We start from the raw sequence: 16,590 nt of genomic DNA on the forward strand, positions 1-16,590 counted from the left end.
AGCGGCGGAGCGGGCACCCATGAAGTTGCTGGACATCCTGACTCCCGAGTGCGTCAAGGCGCCCCTGGAGTCGACCGACAAACGCGGGGTCATCGACGAGATGGTCGACCTGCTGTCCGAGTTGGGCCGCGTCAACAACGCGCAAGCCCTCAAGGACGCCGTCTGGGCCCGAGAGCAGACCCGCACCACCGGCATCGGCCACGGCCTTGCCATTCCCCATGGCAAGTGCGAGGGGCTCAGCGGCCTGGCCATGGCCATCGGCAAGCCAGCCAGCCCCATCGAGTTCGAGGCCATCGACGGCCAGCCCGTCCGCCTTGTGGTCCTGCTGGCCAGCCCCCCCGACCGCACGAGCGACCACATCCAGGCGCTGGCGCGCATCAGCCGCCTGATGACCATGGACGACTTCCGCGATCGCATCTACGCGGCCAGCGATCCAGAGGAGATCTACCAACTCCTCAAGGATCAGGAAAAGGCCGGCTGACCCGTCGGCACCGCCCGCCAGCCCACTACCATCAAGCGTGCCCGTCCTCGCCGTCGCGAATCTCGACCTGTCCTACGGCGACGACATGATCCTGCGCGGGTGCTCGCTCTCCATCGAGCCCCGCGAGCGAGTGGCCATCGTTGGCCCCAACGGCACCGGCAAGAGCAGCCTGCTCAAGATCATGGCCGGCGTCCAGAAGCCGGACGCGGGCGAGGTGTCGCTCCAGCGGGGCGCCCGCGTTGCCTACCTGGCCCAGGATCCTCGGATCGATCGCGGGCTGACCCTCCGCCAGCACGCCGAGGGCGCCTTCGAAGAACTGGCCGCCCTGCACCTCCAACTCGAGGCCGTCTTCCACAAGCTGGCCGACGCCACCGGCGAAGATCTCCAGAAAGCCATGGCCGAGCAGGCTCGCATCGAAGAGCGCATCCAGGCCGCCGGCGGCTACAACGTCGATCACCGCATCGATGGCGTCCTGCACGGCTTGGGTTTCCGCGACGCGCAGTTCTCCCTTCCGGTCGAGAAGCTCAGCGGCGGCCAGAAGGCCCGCCTGGCCCTCGCCCGTGCGCTGCTGACCGAGCCCGACGTCCTCTTGATGGACGAACCGACCAACCACCTGGACGTGCACGGCCGCATCTGGCTTGAAGACTTCCTGGTCGATGCGTTCAAGGGCGCCGTCGTCCTCATCGCACACGATCGCTCCGTGCTCAGCCGGGTGGCCGAGCGCGTCGTGGAGCTCGAACGCGGCCGGATCATCAGCTACCCCGGTGGATACAACGCGTTCCGCACGCTGCGGGCCGATCGACTGAAGACGCAACTGGAGGCATGGGAGCGACAGCAGACCAAGTTCCGCCAGGAGCAGGCCTTCATCGACAAGTATCGGGCCGGCCAGCGGGCCAAGCAGGCCAAGGGGCGCGAGAGCCGCCTCGATCGGGCACGCGAGTCGTCCACGCTCGAGAAGCCCGTCGAACTTGCCGTCTTCAAGCCAAGCCTGCCGCCCGCGCCGCGGACGGGCGACATCGTCGTCAAAGCAACCGGCCTGACCATGCGCTATCCCCGCGACGACGGCTCCACGCTCACCCTGTTCGAAGATCTAGACATCACCATCTCGCGCGGCGAACGCTGGGGCGTCGTTGGCCCCAACGGTGCGGGCAAGAGCACGCTCGTTGAGTGTCTGCTCAACAAGCGGGAACCCTCGGCCGGCCAGGTCAAGCACGGCGCTGGACTGAAGGTCGGCTACTTCAGCCAGGGCCGCGGCGATATGGATCCGATGACCACCGTGCCGCGGCACATCCAGCGGGTCGTGGCCCGCCTTGCCGACGCCGAAGAAGGCCCCGACAAGCCCAAGCTTTTGAGCGAACAGGAGGCCCGCGACCTGGCCGGCGCGTTCCTCTTCTCGGGCGACCGCCAGGAGTCGCTCCTGGGCGATATGTCCGGCGGCGAGCGGGCGCGGGCGGCACTGGCCGCGCTGCTCGCCTGTGCACGAAACGTGCTGGTGCTCGACGAACCGACGAACCACTTGGACATTCCCAGTGCCGAACGCCTCGAAGCCCTGCTGGAGCGCGGGCAGGGCAAGAAGAGCGGGACCTTCGATGGAACGCTGATCGTCGTCAGTCACGACCGCACGCTCATCGACGCGGTATGCGACCACCTGATCGTCTTTGATGGCAAGGGCCGCGTAAGCCTGCACATGGGCGGCTGGAGCGAATGGCTCGCCGGCGGAGCACGTGCCATCTCGGCACCCGAACCGACCAAACGCACGGTGCCACCACCGGCGCCGCCCCCTGCGCCGGCGCCGAAGAAGAAGGCGGGCAAGAGCAAGTTCTCCTGGATGCCCGTCGAGGCCATCGAGCAGAAGATTCAGGAGCTGGAGGGTGAGATTTCGCGCATCGATGCGAAGCTGGACGATCCCGAGATCTGGAAGGACGCCGTCCGAGCCGCCGAGATCAACGCCAAACGCGATGACCTCAAGGCCGAACTGGATGAGCTGGAAACGGAGTGGCTAGGCCGTGTCTGAGCAACACATCGATCCCATACGCCGCAAGCACACCCAACGCATCAAGCTGGGCGCGATCATCGCCTGCACGCCATGGCTCATGCTCGGGCTCGTCGGCCTGATCTCCGCGGGCGTCACCGCGGCCCGGGCCGCCCGGCTGCCCATCGACGAGATCCGCCCGCTGGCCCTCGTGACGCTGGGCATCAGCGCGCTGGTGAGCGTCGTGGGCCTTGCAATCCTCATCTTGGGCGTTGCCGGGCTGGCCATCTCGGGCAAGAACACGGAAGGCAAGCCATGAAGCGCACGCTGGGCTGGATTCTGCTGCTCCTGGGCCTCGGCCTGATGATCACCGGCCTGGCCATGGCCTTGCAGGGTTACGTGCACATCATCCACGAGGCCGTGAGCAACCCACTGGCCGAAGGCGCCGCAAGCGACGAGCCGGAACAGGTCGAGGCGGGCAAGATGCTCCGCTGGGCCATCGTCGGGCTGGCCGGGGCGCCGCTCGCGGCGATCGGCGCCATGCTGACGATCAGGGGGCGGTTGAACCGCATGAAGGCCCGCAGGCTCGCCGGCGGCCGCTGAGCTGCTCGTTTGGGGTACACTTGCCCATGCTTACCCGAGACCAGATCACGAAGCGAGCGGCCCAGGAACTGCGTGACGGCTACGTCGTCAACCTGGGCATCGGCATGCCGACCCTCGTGGCCAACCACATCCCCGAGGGCATGGACGTGTGGCTGCAATCCGAGAACGGGCTGCTGGGCATCGGGCCATTCCCCACCGAGGCCGAGGTCGACGCCGACCTGATCAACGCCGGCAAGCAGACCGTGACCGCCCGCACCGGCGCCAGCTTCTTCAGCAGCGCCGACAGCTTCGGCATGATCCGCGGCGGGCACATCGACATGTGCATCCTGGGCGCCATGGAGGTCAGCCAGGAAGGCGACATCGCCAACTGGATGATCCCCGGCAAGATGGTCAAGGGCATGGGCGGGGCGATGGACCTCGTCGCCGGCGTCCGCAAGGTCGTCGTCGCCATGGAGCACTGCAACAAGCACGGCCAGTCGAAGATCGTCAAGCAGTGCTCTCTGCCCCTGACCGGCCAGCGCTGCGTCAACATGGTGATCACCGACCTGTGCGTGCTGGTGATGGACGTGAACAAGCGTCGCTTCGTCCTCACCGAGATCGCGCCGGGCGTCACCGTGGACGAGATCAAGGCCAAGACCGAGGCCGAGATCCTCGTGGCCGACAAGGTCACCGAGGTCGCCGCCTGAGAATTCGCCCCGACCGGCAGCATTGATTCAAGCGGGAAAACCAGACGGCCGATTCGTAGGAGCCGGTCCGGTGGCATTCTCGGATACCATCGCCGGGTTATCGAACCTCAGCGCCTGCGTCGGTCGTGGGCCCGGTCCGATGCGAACGGAGCCCGCAGTTGATCGTCGGCACCCTGCTTGCCATCTTCGCCCTGGCCTTGGCCGCTCCCACGCTGCATCGCGTGCTCGGTCGTGCCACGGGATACGTGCTGGCTCTCGGGCCGCTGGTCGCGTTCGGGTACTACCTCACCCAGATGAATCCCACCGCCTCCGGAGAAGCCGTGGCGGTCGGCTGGACCTGGAGCCAGTCGCTCGGGGTCGAGTTTTCGTTCCGAGTCGACTCGCTCAGCACGCTCTTTGCCTTGCTGGTTACCGGCGTGGGTACCGGCATCGTGCTCTATGCCAACAGCTATCTCGAGGGCCATCCGAAGCGGGGACGCTTCTTCGGCTATCTGCTGGGCTTCATGGGGGCCATGCTCGGCTTGGTCCTGGCAGATGACCTCATCCTGCTGTTCATCTTCTGGGAACTGACCAGCATCACGAGCTACCTGCTCATTGGCTTCGACCATGAACGCGAGAAGGCGCGCAAAAGCGCTCTTCAGGCACTCGTGGTGACCGGGCTCGGCGGACTCTCGATGCTCGCCGGCATGGTGTTGCTCGGCCAGATTGCTGGCACGTTTTCGGTTTCGGGCATCATCGAGCATCACCACGTGCTCGCCGACAGCCCGCTGACGGTGGCGGCGATGATCCTGATCCTGGGCGGCGCCTTCACCAAGAGTGCCCAGTTCCCCTTCCACTTCTGGCTGCCCAACGCCATGGAGGCTCCCTCCCCGGTCAGTGCCTACCTGCACTCCTCGACGATGGTGAAGGCCGGCGTCTACCTCGTAGCACGCCTCAACCCCGCCTTTCTCGAAGATCCGGCCTGGCAATGGAGCCTCTCATGCTTCGGCGGCGCCACCATGCTGTTGGGCGCCTACTTGGCAACGCGTCAGACCTACTACAAGAAGGTCCTTGCCTACACGACGGTCAGTTCGCTTGGCATCATGATCATGCTCATCGGGCTGGGCGCGCCGCAGGCCGCGGCGGCGTACATCTTCGCCCACGCCCTGTTCAAGGGCGCCCTCTTCCTCGTCGCGGGCATCGTCGACCACGAAGCGGGCGTCAAGGACACCGAGCAGATGGGCGGCCTCTTCGGAAAGATGCCCGTCACGGCACTGGTGGCAATCATCTCGGGCTTGTCCATGGCAGGCATGGTTCCGCTGCTGGGCTTCGTCGCCAAGGAACTGCTGCTCAAGGGAAGCCTGCACGCCCATGGCGGGCCGCATGAGGTTGCGTGGCTCTGGCCCACGATCTCGACGATTGCCGGGGCGTTCATGGCCGTCGCCGGCTTCCAAGCCGGCATCCGACCGTTCCTGATGCGTCGGTCCGCGACCGAGGACTATCCGAAGAAGCCCCACGAAGCGCCGCTGCCCATGCTGTTCGGGCCGGTCGTCCTCACGGGCCTGACTCTGATCGGCGGTGTCTTGCCCGCCCTGTTCACCGCGCCCATTATCAACGGTACCACGGCGTCGATTGCTGGCGGGCACGACGTCGAACTGGTCAAGCTCGATGCGATCTACATGGCCACGCACGCCAGCACCGCCCTGCTGCTCAGCGGCATCGCGCTGGTCGCCGGTGCACTGTTGTTCGTGCTACGGAAGCCCTGGCGTGCCATCACCCGCCCGCTCGACCGCGTCGCGACGGCCATCGGGTGCGAACGCATCTACCACCTTCTGTTCAACGGAACCGTCGGCCCCGTCTCCCTCGCCACGGTGCAGACGCGATTCCTCCAGAGCGGCTATCTCCGCGTCTATGTCCAAGTCACGGTGCTGACCACGCTGATGCTCGGCGGGGGTTTGCTTGCCTGGAAGGGCGGCGTCGTCGACTCGATCGCGCAGGCGTTGCCCCCGTTCGGCGAGATCGCGTGGACCGAGTTGCTGTTTGAAGCGGTCCTCGTCAGCATGATCTGCGTGGCGGCCATCGCCAGCACGCAGATGCGCGGACGCCTTTCGACGATCGCGGTGCTCGGTGTCGTGGGTTATTGCTCGGCCGTGATCTTCGTGCTCTTCGGTGCTCCCGATGTTGCCATGACGCAATTTGCGGTCGAGACGCTGACCGTCATCATCTTCGTGCTCGTGGTCTATCACCTTCCGCGCTTTGCCGTATATAGCTCCAGGAAGGCCAAGTCGCTGGACGCCCTGCTCGGCGCTGCGTTCGGCCTGATGATGGCGGCATTTGTCGTCTCTTCCTTTGCCATTACCGCTGACGATGGCATTTCCTGGTTCTACAACCACTACGCGCTTCCGGATGCTCCGGGCGAACACGTCGCGTATGGCCGCAATCTGGTCAACATCATCCTCGTCGACTTCCGAGCTCTCGATACGCTGGGCGAGATCACCGTGCTGGGTCTCGCGGCCGTTGGCGTCTATACGCTCCTGAAGCTCCGGCAAGAACGTCCGGCGCAGGGAGGGATGGCATGAACTCCATCATCCTGCGAACCGCAACGCGCTTCATGCTCCCATTGCTGATCCTTTTCAGCATCGTGGTCCTGCTCCGCGGCCACAACCAGCCCGGCGGCGGCTTCGTCGGTGGACTCCTGGCAACCTCGGCCTTCGTCCTGTACGCCATGGCCTTCGGCGTTCCCGCCATGAAGCGGCTGCTCCGTGTTCCACTGACAACGTACATCGCCATCGGCCTGGGCATGGCGCTGGTCAGCGGCGTGCCCGGACTCATCGAGAGCAAGCCGTTCTTGTACGGGATGTGGGCCAGCTTCGAACTGGCCGGGTTTGGCGAACTCAAGGTCGGAACGCCGCTGGTGTTTGACATCGGCGTCTATTTCACCGTGCTCGGCGTGTGCCTGCTCATGCTGCTCACCCTGGCCGAAGAGAGCTAAGGAAAGGAGGATCGCGATATGGAATTGCTGCTCGCCATCGCCGTCGGTTTCCTGTACGCCGCGGGCATCTACATGATCCTCCGCCGAAGCTTCGTCAAGCTGATCATCGGGCTTGCGCTGATCAGCCACGGCGCGAACCTGTTGATCTTCGCCGCCGGCGGGCTGACCCGCGGCAAGCCCGCGCTCATCCCAGCCGATGAAGAACAGCTCGTCGCGCCCTACAGCGATCCGCTGCCCCCGGCACTCATCCTGACGGCCGTCGTCATCAGCTTTGCCATCCTGGCGTTCACGATCGTGCTCGTGAAGCGAACCTACCAGGAGGTCGGCACCGACGACCTCGACGCCATGCGGACGACCGACCGATGAACCTGACGATCATCGCGCCCATCCTGATTCCACTTGCCACGACGGTGCTATGCATCGGGCTGTGGAAGGATCGCGTGATGCAGCGGGTGGTCAGCCTCGCGGGCGCTCTCAGCCTGCTCGCGTCCTCGATCTCGCTCCTCTACGCCACCAGCGACGGCACCGTGGTCACCACCGACGCCGCGGGCTGGGCCGCTCCCTTCGGCATCTCGCTCGTCGCCGACACACTCAGCGCCATGCTGGTCGGCTTGAACGGCCTGGTCGCCGTCGCGCTGACCGTCTACAGCATGGGCGCCATCGACCGCAAGCGAGAGAGCTTCGGGTATCACCCGCTCGTGCACGCCGTGCTGGCCGCCTGCTCTGGCGCGTTCCTCACCGGCGACATCTTCAACATGTACGTCTGGTTCGAGATCATGCTGCTGGCCAGCTTCGTCCTGCTAACCCTGGGCGGCGAGCGCGGCCAACTCGAGGGGGCCATCAAGTACGTCACCCTCAACCTGCTCTCCAGCGGCATCTTCCTGGCCGCCATCGGCCTGCTCTATGGCATGACCGGCACGCTGAACATGGCCCACCTGTCCATCGTGCTCGACCGGGCCGACAACCCCGGCGCCATCACCGCTCTCTCAATGCTCTTCCTGGTCGCCTTTGGCATCAAGGCGGCCGTCTTCCCGCTGTTCTTCTGGCTGCCGGCCAGCTATCACACGCCGCCGGTGGCCATCACCGCGCTCTTCGCCGGCCTGCTGACAAAAGTGGGTGTCTATTCCATCATGCGCACGTTCACGCTGCTGTTTGACCAGCAGATGGACATCACCGCCCCCATCCTCATGTGGATCAGCGGCCTGACTATGGTGACCGGCGTGCTCGGTGCGGCGTGCCAGTTCGAGATCCGCCGCATCCTTGCGTTCCACAGCGTGAGCCAGATCGGCTACATGCTCATGGGCCTGTCGGTGGCTCTCTATGCCCTTGCCCACGCCGAGCCCGACAGCGTGACGGCGCGCGAAAACGCCACCGTGGCCCTGGCCGGATCGGCGATGTTCCTGCTACATCACGGCATCGTCAAGGGCAACCTGTTCCTCATCAGCGGCCTCGTCCAGCGACTCGCGGGCACCAGCGAACTCAAGAACCTGGGCGGACTCATCAAGACCCACCCGTGGACCGGCGTGCTGTTCATGGCCTCGGCCCTGTCGCTGGCGGGCATTCCGATCTCAACCGGCTTCTGGGGCAAGTTCGTCCTCATCAAGAGCGGCCTGGCGGCTGGGGCATTCTCGCTCGTTGCCGCCTCGTTGTGCGTCAGCATCCTCACGCTCTACTCCATGACCAAGATCTGGGCCGAAGCGTTCTGGAAGGAGCCCCCCGAGTCCATGCCCGAGCGTCCTGCGGTGAAAGGCCGCGATGATCGTGTTCGAATCGGACTCATGGCCACGCCCATCGTCGTCCTTGCGACAGCAACGATTGGGCTGGGCATCTTCATCGAACCGCTCTACAACGTGGCCGAGCGAGCCGGCGCTCAGCTGCTCGATGCCGAGGGCTACCAGCGGGCCGTCCTAGGCGAACATTACCAGCGTGCGGTCGATGGCACGCTGCGCGAACTGGCTACCGTTCCGAGCAGCGGCGATGCTCCGAAGGAGGACCAGCCATAGGCGCGCTCGTTCTCAATCTCGTTCTCGCATTGGTATGGGCGATGGCAATCGGGCCGTTCTCGCCCGCGAACTTCCTCATCGGGTTTGTCATTGCCTTCGTGACGCTCAGGCTGTGCATTCCCAGGGAAATGCGAGGGTCGTACTACTCCAAGGTCGGGCGTACGGCTCGCTTCTGCTTTTACGTGCTCGTCGAACTGGTCATCGCGAACATCAAGATGGCCTACTACACCATGAGCCCGCTGAGAAAGCTCAAGCCGGGCGTGCTTGCCGTTCCCATCGACGAGAACATCACCGACACGGAGTTGACGATCCTGGCCAATCTCATCACGCTGACGCCCGGAACGCTGAGCCTGGACGTGTCTGCCGACAAGTCGATCCTGTTCATCCACTTCATGCACGTGACCAGCCCCGACGAGATGCGACGTGAGATCAAGGACGGCTTCGAGCGACGCCTGCTGGAGGTCACGCGATGACCGGCTTCGTCCCCGCCCAGGCCATCACGCCGGCCCTCAACGACGGCCCGGTCTTCATCGAGGTCATCGTACTCGTGGTGTTGGGCATGCTGGCCGTCGCCATGATCGGGTGCCTGGTACGCCTGCTCATCGGCCCAACGCTTCCCGACCGCGTCATCGCGCTGGATCTCATGGGCATGTTCGCCGTAGCCGTCATCGCGATCTTCGCGATCCTCATCGGCAAGCCGGTTCTGCTCAGCGTTTGTCTCGTGATGGGCTTGATCCTGTTCCTGGGCACCGCCGCATTCGCACTTTACCTCGAGCGGAGGGCCAGGCCATGAACGAATGGATGACGCAGGCCGTCACGTGGCTGAACTATGGGCTCACGGTCGCCCTCGTACTCGTGGGCGGATTCTTCAGCGTCCTCGCGGCCGTTGGCCTGCTCCGCATGCCCGACGTGTACTGCCGGATGCAGGCCGCGACCAAGGCCGGCACCCTGGGCGTCGGATGCATGGTGCTGGCGGTGGCCACCCACTTCGTCAGCCTGGACGTGGTGCTCGAAGCGCTGCTGGTCATCGGCATGCTCTTCATCACCGCTCCCATCGCCAGCCACCTCATCGCCCGGGCGGCCTACTTCGTTGGCAGCCCCTTGTGGGATGGCACCGCACACGACGAGATGCGCGGCTGCTACGACGCCGACTCGCACATCCTCCACCACTGCCCGACGGGCTCGCCCGCCGAAGACGGTGATCAGCGCCCGTCGATGCTGGCCGGGCGAACCTCGCGCGAAGTCATGACCGACGACGACGAGGACTCGAGCCCCCGCGTCAAACGCTCCGGGCAATCTCGTTCGCAGGCCGGCTGACTGACCGCCCCCTCTGGGCCTTGCCTTCCTACCCTGCCCGATGGCAGCACAAGCCCCGGAAGCACCGCAGTCTCCCGCCGGCCCGCCGCTGGTAGGCGTCATCATGGGCTCAACCAGCGACTGGGACACCATGGCCCACGCGGCGCAGGCCCTGGCCGATCTCGGCGTGGCATTCGAGTGCCGGGTCGTGTCGGCGCACCGCACGCCCGACCTGCTCTTCGAGTATGCGGCCAAGGCAAAGGAGCGCGGGCTCCAGGTGATCATCGCGGGCGCCGGCGGGGCCGCCCACCTACCGGGAATGTGCGCCAGCAAGACGCCCTTGCCCGTGCTTGGCGTGCCGGTACAGAGCAAGGCGCTCAACGGGCTTGACTCGCTGCTCTCGATTGCGCAGATGCCCGGCGGCATTCCGGTTGGCACGCTGGCCATCGGCCATGCGGGCGCTCGCAACGCGGGCATCCTCGCCGCGCAGATCGTCGCCCTTGGGAATCAGGACGTGGCCCAAGCCATCGATCGATTCCGCCGCAGCCAGACCGATGCGGTGCTCGGAGCCACCCTCCCGCCCGAGGCCGGCAAGTGAGGCTCGGCGTCCTGGGCGGCGGGCAATTGGCACGAATGCTGGCCCTGGCCGCCGCGCCCTTGGGTGTCCGCGTGCGGGCCTACGACCCCGGCGCTGACGCATGCGCGGGCGACGTGTGCGAACTGGTGCGCGGCGAGTACGACGATGCGGGTTCGCTGCATCGGTTCGCCGAGGCTCTCGACGTCGTCACCTATGAATTCGAGAACGTCCCCACGGTCGCCGGGGAAACGCTGGCTCCGCTCGTGCCAATTCGGCCTGGCATCGAGAGCCTTCGTCTGTCCCAGGATCGCGCGTTGGAAAAGCGCGCGCTGACGGACGCCGGTTTCGAGGTTGCACCCTGGCACGTCGTTGATTCGTTCGACATGCTCCCGCAAGCCGCCGAATCGGTCGGGCTGCCGGCGATCCTGAAGACCCGACGGGGTGGGTATGACGGCAAGGGCCAGGCCATCATCGCCGACCCCGCCGACATGGAGCGGGCGTGGTCGGCGATTGACCAGCAGCCCGCCGTGCTCGAGAAGATGATCCGCTTCGAGCGAGAACTCTCGCTCGTGGCCGTGCGCGGCGTCGATGGAGCCATTGCCCACTATCCGCTCGTCGAGAACGAGCATCGCCAGGGCATCCTGCGCGTCACAACGGCTCCTGCCACCGGCGTGCCGACGGCGGTTGATTCGCACGCGAACGCGCTGGCAACCAAGCTGATGACCGCCCTCGCTCACGTGGGCGTGCTGACGATCGAGTTCTTCGAGGCCGGTGGAAGATTGATCGCCAACGAGTTCGCCCCGCGGGTGCACAACAGCGGTCACTGGACCGTCGACGGCGCCGTCACCAGCCAATTCGAGAACCACGTCCGCGCTGTAATGGGCTTGCCGCTGGGCGCCACCGCGTTGCGCTGCCCCACGATCATGCTGAACTGCGTCGGACAGCTGCCAAACGTCTCGGCCGTGCTCTCGCGGCCAAACGCCAAATTGCATGACTATCGCAAGCAGCCTCGCCCAGGCCGAAAGGTCGCCCACGTGAACGCCTGCGGCTGCGGGGCTGATCGTATCGACGAACTGGCCCATGCATTTGATATCGATCTTGGCTAGCAGTGAATTTCCATCGACCAGATTCGGATCGCCGGCTTCTCGCGGATCTCGATCATGTCATAGCCACCTTCCACGTCTGCACCCTCGTTCTGCACGACCAGTGACGCAACGGCTCCAGATTCGCACGGGCAGCCGATCCACAGCCAGCCATCCTGCCTGAACCACTCGCAAGCCGCCGGTGATCGTTCGGGAACAGAGAGAGCACGCACGTCATTCGGCAGACCGGTTCCCATGGCCTTGGAAAGCGCCTCTTTGCGCGTCCAGAGTTCCAGGAGCCCACGGGCATCGCGGGGCGGCGCCGGATGCACCAGCGAAGCCATCTCCGTGAGTTCGCTCCAGGGCCGCAATCGCTCGACATCGATGCCAACGGCGCCGCACGTGCCCACCACGCACATCGCCAGATCATCGGTTCTTGAGAGCGAGGCTGCAAAACCTTCAACCCGCGGCGGTTGGCCGGCCTGGTGCCCAACCGGACGATCCTCGCCTGCCTCGAGCGCCACCGCCTGACCGAGCAGGTCTCGGGCCAGTTCAGGCCGTTGGCGCTGGCCGGGCGCCCGCTGCGACCACACGCTCAGGCGCATCAGTCGATCCAGAACTCAGCAGAAATCTGACCACCTTCGCCTGGCAGTACTCTTGCGATCGGCCGCAGGTAGTTGTTCTTCTGGTCCAAGGCGCCCGGGCCGCCGGGGGCCCCATCGCCGCGGATCGTGCCGCGACCATCCCGGCCGCGCACTTGGCTGATTTGTTCGTCGATGAGCGCCCGGCTGTGGTCATGTTCGGCGTGGAACAGATTGTCGGGTCGCGTCATCCTGGTCGGATCGGAGATGCCCGCGAACGTCCAGGTCAGGTAGGTCGGCGCTGCCTGCGTGTAGAACTCCACGTGCTGGTCGTTGAACCCGACGTTGCCGTGCCATTGGTCCTTCGGGCCGTGGATGGCCATGGTCGTCGAGCGTGCACCGAAGCTGTTGCCTGGGATTGGCTCCCACAGGTCGTTCTTGAGCGTGAACGCAGGACCGCGATTTCCCAGGCAGGCCTGCGTGGCGCTGAACGTGTTGCTCCACAGGTACGCACGATCGTCGAACCAGGGCGCCTGGGCGTAGGAGTTATGGCTCGGGTCGCCGACCTTACCGGGGATGCCGCCTCCCCACTCGTCCAGTGGCGTGCCGCGAAACGCAGGATCCCAATACGCGTTGCCCGGAGTCACGGCGGCCGATGGACTGGCGGACTGGTAGGGATACATCACGTCGACGTTACCCATCTCTGCCGGGCTTACGGTCAGTTCGACCGGGAAGAAGCCGTTCCATATGAGCAGCGAAAGCATGTTGCCCGTCGTGTCAAGCCGGCGATCAGCACCAACGAGGCCATCGGGCCTTGAGATGGTGGCGCCCGTCAGATCGACTTCGCTGGGGATCGGGTATTGCTCGTTGTTGTTCTGGGCCCAAATCGCCGCGGCCTGGACGATGCCTCGAACCTGGGTCGAGTCTTTGAGGAATCTCGGCCCGTGGTGATGGTTGCGGAACCCACCGACCAGCGGGAGGGCGATCAGCGTGAGCAGGACCACCACGCCGATGACGACGAGTAGTTCGATGGCCGAAAAGCCCCGACCCATATCTTGCCTCGACCGCATGATGGAATGCTCCTTCCGGGCCTGGTGTCCTGGCGAACCGGAGACCTGCGACGATACGGGTTTCTACGGAGCGGACGGGGTCACGGTTGCGAAATGCAGTCTGAGGGGAACAAAGGCCTACGTCTCAACCGTATACTGGGTCACCATGGCCACAGCCAAGCCCACGCGCCGTCGTTCTTCCATCCTTACCATTGCCCTAACCCTGCCGTTGCTGGCTGGTGCCCTACCCGTTGCGTTTGCGCAGCAGACCGAGGAATCTCCGCGCAGCTATCAATATGAGCCGTCGTGGGCTGCCGAGTTCGGTGGCATCTACCACTTTACCCAGCCCAGCAAGGACGCCATGATGGGCTTCAGCCAGCCCAGCGAGGTGCGGCAGGTGCTGGTGAGCGTGGGCGACAAGGTGGAAAAGGGCGACGTGCTCGTCCGGGCTCGGGATGCGGACATTCAGGCGGCCCTGCGTCTTCAGCAGCGGCGGGCCAAGAACCGCTTCGAGATCCTGGCGGCCGAGAACCGCGTGAAGCTGGCTCAGATCGAGTTTGACAACCAGCAGGCCGCCCAGGACCAGGGGGGTGGCAGCACGCTGGAGTACGAGCGTGCCAAGGCCTCTCTTGAAAACGCCAAGATCGAGCTCGACACCGCCAAGGAGCGGTTTATCGAGCAGGGCATCGCGCTGGAGCGGCAAGAAGCCGAACTCGAGCGATTCGCCGTCACGGCCCAATTCGACGGAACCGTTGCGGCGATCGAAGTGACGCCCGGTCAGGCGATGCAGGACAGCGAGCCGGTGCTGCGTCTGGTGTCGATTGACCCGTTGCAGGTGAAGGTGCCCACCCCGACGAGCACGGTGCTGGCCGAAGGGATCGCCCGCGGCGATGCGGCGTGGGTGGCGGTGAGCGTGGCCGGGGAGCCCCGGTTGTTCGAGGGCACGGTGACCGAGGTGAGCCCGGTGGCGGACTTCGGCTCGGACAAGGTGTGGGTCAAGGTCGAGATGGCCAACCCGGATCGCCTTCTTTCGGGCTTGCCGGCCTGGGTGCGCTTCAGCGAGCCGACCGAGGCCTTCATGCGCATCCTTGCGGAGCATGAGGCCCAGAACGAGGCACGACAGGACGCGCGGGCGACCGAGAACGATGGGGAGCAGCAGGGCGCGCCCGCCCTGGCCGCCGACGCCGGCTGACCGGCACGCGGCCCAACAAGAACGAATCGAGCGTGGCCGGCCGCAACAGGTGGTCGGCTACGCGATTGACCCGTTGCCCCGAGAGGAGCGACCGTGACGGATATCTCTAATCTGCGAACGCCCGCGTGGCGGCGTGTGGTCGAGGAACTCTCGGCCGAGTCGCCCAACGCCACGACCTTCCTCGCCCGCCTGTGCGTGGTCCTGACCCGCGTGGCCAACGCCCGCCAAGGGTCGGTGGTCATCGTGTCGGCCAGCGACACGCAGGACCAGGGCGCCGAGGAACCTTCGATCGCGTTCGCCGTCGCCGCCGGTGAAGCGCAGGGAGGCAGGCCGGCCGAACCCCGCCGCATCGATCCCGGGCAGATCGAACACGGCTCGTGGGTGCGTTCGGCTGCGGCAGAAGCCGTTCGTGGCGGCGAGGCCCGCGTGTTCGCACTTGGTGGCACGAGTTCGCCGATGTATGGCGCCGGCGGCGACAGCGGGGCCGTGATTGCGGGCGCGATCGATCTGCCTTTAGGCGGCGGCCACAAGGCGGCTATCTGCCTGACCATCGAGCAACGCTCACGCGAGGCAACGCAGACGACGATGGCGCTCGTCGAAGTCCTGTGCGGCTATGCCAAGTTGCACGCGGCCAGGCAGGAGGCCAAGGGCGCGTGGCAGTCGTCGGCCGCTCTGGATCTGGCGGGCCGGTTGATTGCCTCGATCAACGAGGCCTCGGGCTTCAAGGGCGCGTGCATCCAGCTTGCCAACGACCTCTCACGGGCCGCGTCGGCGGATCGGGCCGCCATCGGCTGGGTACGCGGACTCGGGGATTCGGGCGTGGTCCGCGTCCAGGCGCTGAGCGACACCGAGCACGTCGACCGCCGGCTGCACATGGTGCGGATGCTCCAGGCCGCGATGGAAGAGTGCTACGACCAGGCCCACGCGGTGGTCTACCCCGTCCCAAAGGCGCCCCAGGGCGCCCAAGCCGAAGAGGGCGAGCCGGCCGTCGACCCGACTCTGGCGGCGGCAGTCACCCACGCCCACCGGCAATTGGCGTCCTCTGACGCACGGTTGAAGGTTGCGTCGCTCCCCATTCGCGCGGGCGAGCGCGTGGTGGGCGTGGTCACCATCGAACTCTCCGAAGAAGATCAGCTCGAGCCGGCGAAGCTCGAGTTGTTGCAGGCAACGCTGGACCTCGTTGGGCCCGTCATCGAGCTGCGCCGCAGCGATGATCGTCCAATTCCCCAGCGCGCATGGCACAGCATGCTCAAGAGCGGCACGTGGCTGGTGGGCCCACGGCACACGGCGTGGAAGGTTGCCGCACTGGTTGCCTTGCTTGTCCTACTGGTCGTGACGTTCGTGAAGATTCCCTACCGGGTCGACGCACAAGCCGAGCTGCTTGCGGTGCACGAGCGCTCCGTGGCCGCGCCGTTCGCGGGCATCATCGCCGGCGTGCCTGAAGGCATCCGCCCGGGCGTACAGGTCGCCAAGGGCGATCTGCTCATGCAACTGGACACGACGGAGCTGCGCGAGAGCCGCATCGATGCGCAAGCGTCGGTTTCCTCGGCTCGTCGCGAGGCCGACGAGGCGCGCAAGGAGGGCGACCTGAACGCCGCCGAGCAGGCGCTCGGCCGGCTGGAGCAGGAGCAGGCCAGGTTGCGGTACATCGACACGCAGATCGAGCGATCGCGGATCATGGCTCCGATCGACGGCACGATCGTCTCGGGCGACCCGCGGCGGATGATCGGTTCGGCGATCAATATTGGCGAACCCATGTTCCGCATCGCCAGCCTCGACCAACTCGAGGTCGTCGCGCGCGTGCCGGACAGCGACATTGGTTATGTCTCGCCCGAGAGCGTCGGTGGGTTTGCTACACGCGCCCGGCCCGGCGAGCGGTTCCGCTTCAGCGCGAGCAGCCTGGTGCCCATGGGCCAGCCCGACGAGGGCAGCAACGTGTTCGAACTGCGTGGCTCGCTGGAAGACCCGCCCGGTTGGTTGCGGCCGGGCATGGAGGGCATCGCCTACATCGACACTGGCGACAAGCGGATCATCTGGGTGCTCAGCCGACGGCTGCTCGACACCGCGCGTCTCTGGTTGTGGTATTAAGGGGGCGCT

General features: G+C 65.8%; 18 protein-coding genes. 16 read left to right on the forward strand and 2 right to left on the reverse strand.

The window, feature by feature from the left end; translation table 11 throughout:
* Positions 1–19 precede the first annotated feature (19 nt).
* The 14 genes from RIE32_14110 (at position 20) to RIE32_14175 (ending at position 11,695) form a co-directional block, all read left to right on the forward strand.
* A complete protein-coding gene (locus tag RIE32_14110; GenBank protein MEQ9097386.1) occupies positions 20–481 on the forward strand; it encodes a PTS sugar transporter subunit IIA in 462 nt (153 codons plus the stop codon).
* Positions 482–518: 37 nt separating this feature from the next.
* Positions 519–2,495 (forward strand): ABC-F family ATP-binding cassette domain-containing protein, encoded by a 1,977-nt coding sequence (locus RIE32_14115; protein MEQ9097387.1) that lies wholly within the window; start codon positions 519–521, stop codon positions 2,493–2,495.
* Complete coding sequence (locus RIE32_14120; protein MEQ9097388.1) at positions 2,488–2,772, forward strand: hypothetical protein; 285 nt, start codon at positions 2,488–2,490, stop codon at positions 2,770–2,772. The genes RIE32_14115 and RIE32_14120 overlap by 8 nt, the downstream gene beginning before the upstream one ends.
* Complete coding sequence (locus tag RIE32_14125; protein ID MEQ9097389.1) at positions 2,769–3,056, forward strand: hypothetical protein; 288 nt, start codon at positions 2,769–2,771, stop codon at positions 3,054–3,056. The genes RIE32_14120 and RIE32_14125 overlap by 4 nt, the downstream gene beginning before the upstream one ends.
* 26 nt (positions 3,057–3,082) lie before the next feature.
* A complete protein-coding gene (locus RIE32_14130) occupies positions 3,083–3,742 on the forward strand; it encodes a CoA transferase subunit B (GenBank protein MEQ9097390.1) in 660 nt (219 codons plus the stop codon).
* A gap of 158 nt (positions 3,743–3,900) precedes the next feature.
* On the forward strand, positions 3,901–6,300 hold the full coding sequence (locus RIE32_14135) for a proton-conducting transporter membrane subunit (GenBank protein MEQ9097391.1): 2,400 nt from the start codon (positions 3,901–3,903) through the stop codon (positions 6,298–6,300).
* Complete coding sequence (locus tag RIE32_14140; protein MEQ9097392.1) at positions 6,297–6,713, forward strand: Na+/H+ antiporter subunit B; 417 nt, start codon at positions 6,297–6,299, stop codon at positions 6,711–6,713. The genes RIE32_14135 and RIE32_14140 overlap by 4 nt, the downstream gene beginning before the upstream one ends.
* Before the next feature lie 18 nt (positions 6,714–6,731).
* Positions 6,732–7,079 carry a Na+/H+ antiporter subunit C gene (locus RIE32_14145; GenBank protein ID MEQ9097393.1) on the forward strand — a complete coding sequence of 116 codons (348 nt, stop codon included), beginning with the start codon at positions 6,732–6,734 and terminating at the stop codon, positions 7,077–7,079.
* A complete protein-coding gene (locus RIE32_14150; GenBank protein ID MEQ9097394.1) occupies positions 7,076–8,716 on the forward strand; it encodes a proton-conducting transporter membrane subunit in 1,641 nt (546 codons plus the stop codon). The genes RIE32_14145 and RIE32_14150 overlap by 4 nt, the downstream gene beginning before the upstream one ends.
* Positions 8,713–9,189 (forward strand): Na+/H+ antiporter subunit E, encoded by a 477-nt coding sequence (locus RIE32_14155; GenBank protein ID MEQ9097395.1) that lies wholly within the window; start codon positions 8,713–8,715, stop codon positions 9,187–9,189. Before RIE32_14150 ends, RIE32_14155 begins: the two co-directional genes overlap by 4 nt.
* Positions 9,186–9,509, forward strand: coding sequence for a monovalent cation/H+ antiporter complex subunit F (locus RIE32_14160; GenBank protein ID MEQ9097396.1), 324 nt, complete (start codon positions 9,186–9,188; stop codon positions 9,507–9,509). Before RIE32_14155 ends, RIE32_14160 begins: the two co-directional genes overlap by 4 nt.
* Complete coding sequence (gene mnhG / locus RIE32_14165; protein MEQ9097397.1) at positions 9,506–10,033, forward strand: monovalent cation/H(+) antiporter subunit G; 528 nt, start codon at positions 9,506–9,508, stop codon at positions 10,031–10,033. Before RIE32_14160 ends, mnhG begins: the two co-directional genes overlap by 4 nt.
* Positions 10,034–10,073: 40 nt before the next feature.
* Complete coding sequence (gene purE, locus RIE32_14170; GenBank protein MEQ9097398.1) at positions 10,074–10,610, forward strand: 5-(carboxyamino)imidazole ribonucleotide mutase; 537 nt, start codon at positions 10,074–10,076, stop codon at positions 10,608–10,610.
* Positions 10,607–11,695 carry a 5-(carboxyamino)imidazole ribonucleotide synthase gene (locus RIE32_14175; GenBank protein ID MEQ9097399.1) on the forward strand — a complete coding sequence of 363 codons (1,089 nt, stop codon included), beginning with the start codon at positions 10,607–10,609 and terminating at the stop codon, positions 11,693–11,695. Before purE ends, RIE32_14175 begins: the two co-directional genes overlap by 4 nt.
* Here RIE32_14175 and RIE32_14180 read toward each other — a convergent pair.
* Entirely contained in the window at positions 11,692–12,276 is a 585-nt protein-coding gene (locus tag RIE32_14180) for a 4'-phosphopantetheinyl transferase superfamily protein (protein MEQ9097400.1), read from the reverse strand. The genes RIE32_14175 and RIE32_14180 overlap by 4 nt on opposite strands.
* Positions 12,276–13,322, reverse strand: coding sequence for a hypothetical protein (locus RIE32_14185; protein MEQ9097401.1), 1,047 nt, complete (start codon positions 13,320–13,322; stop codon positions 12,276–12,278). The genes RIE32_14180 and RIE32_14185 overlap by 1 nt, the downstream gene beginning before the upstream one ends.
* 145 nt (positions 13,323–13,467) lie before the next feature.
* Here RIE32_14185 and RIE32_14190 point away from each other — a divergent pair, with 145 nt between their 5' ends.
* Together RIE32_14190 and RIE32_14195 are read left to right on the forward strand one after the other, a co-directional pair.
* Positions 13,468–14,493, forward strand: coding sequence for an efflux RND transporter periplasmic adaptor subunit (locus RIE32_14190; GenBank protein ID MEQ9097402.1), 1,026 nt, complete (start codon positions 13,468–13,470; stop codon positions 14,491–14,493).
* 93 nt (positions 14,494–14,586) lie between these two features.
* Complete coding sequence (locus RIE32_14195) at positions 14,587–16,581, forward strand: efflux RND transporter periplasmic adaptor subunit (GenBank protein ID MEQ9097403.1); 1,995 nt, start codon at positions 14,587–14,589, stop codon at positions 16,579–16,581.
* The last annotated feature ends 9 nt before the right edge of the window (positions 16,582–16,590 follow it).

This window comes from Phycisphaerales bacterium, assembly GCA_040221175.1.
In the GTDB taxonomy this organism is placed as follows: Bacteria; Planctomycetota; Phycisphaerae; order Phycisphaerales; family UBA1924; genus JAHCJI01.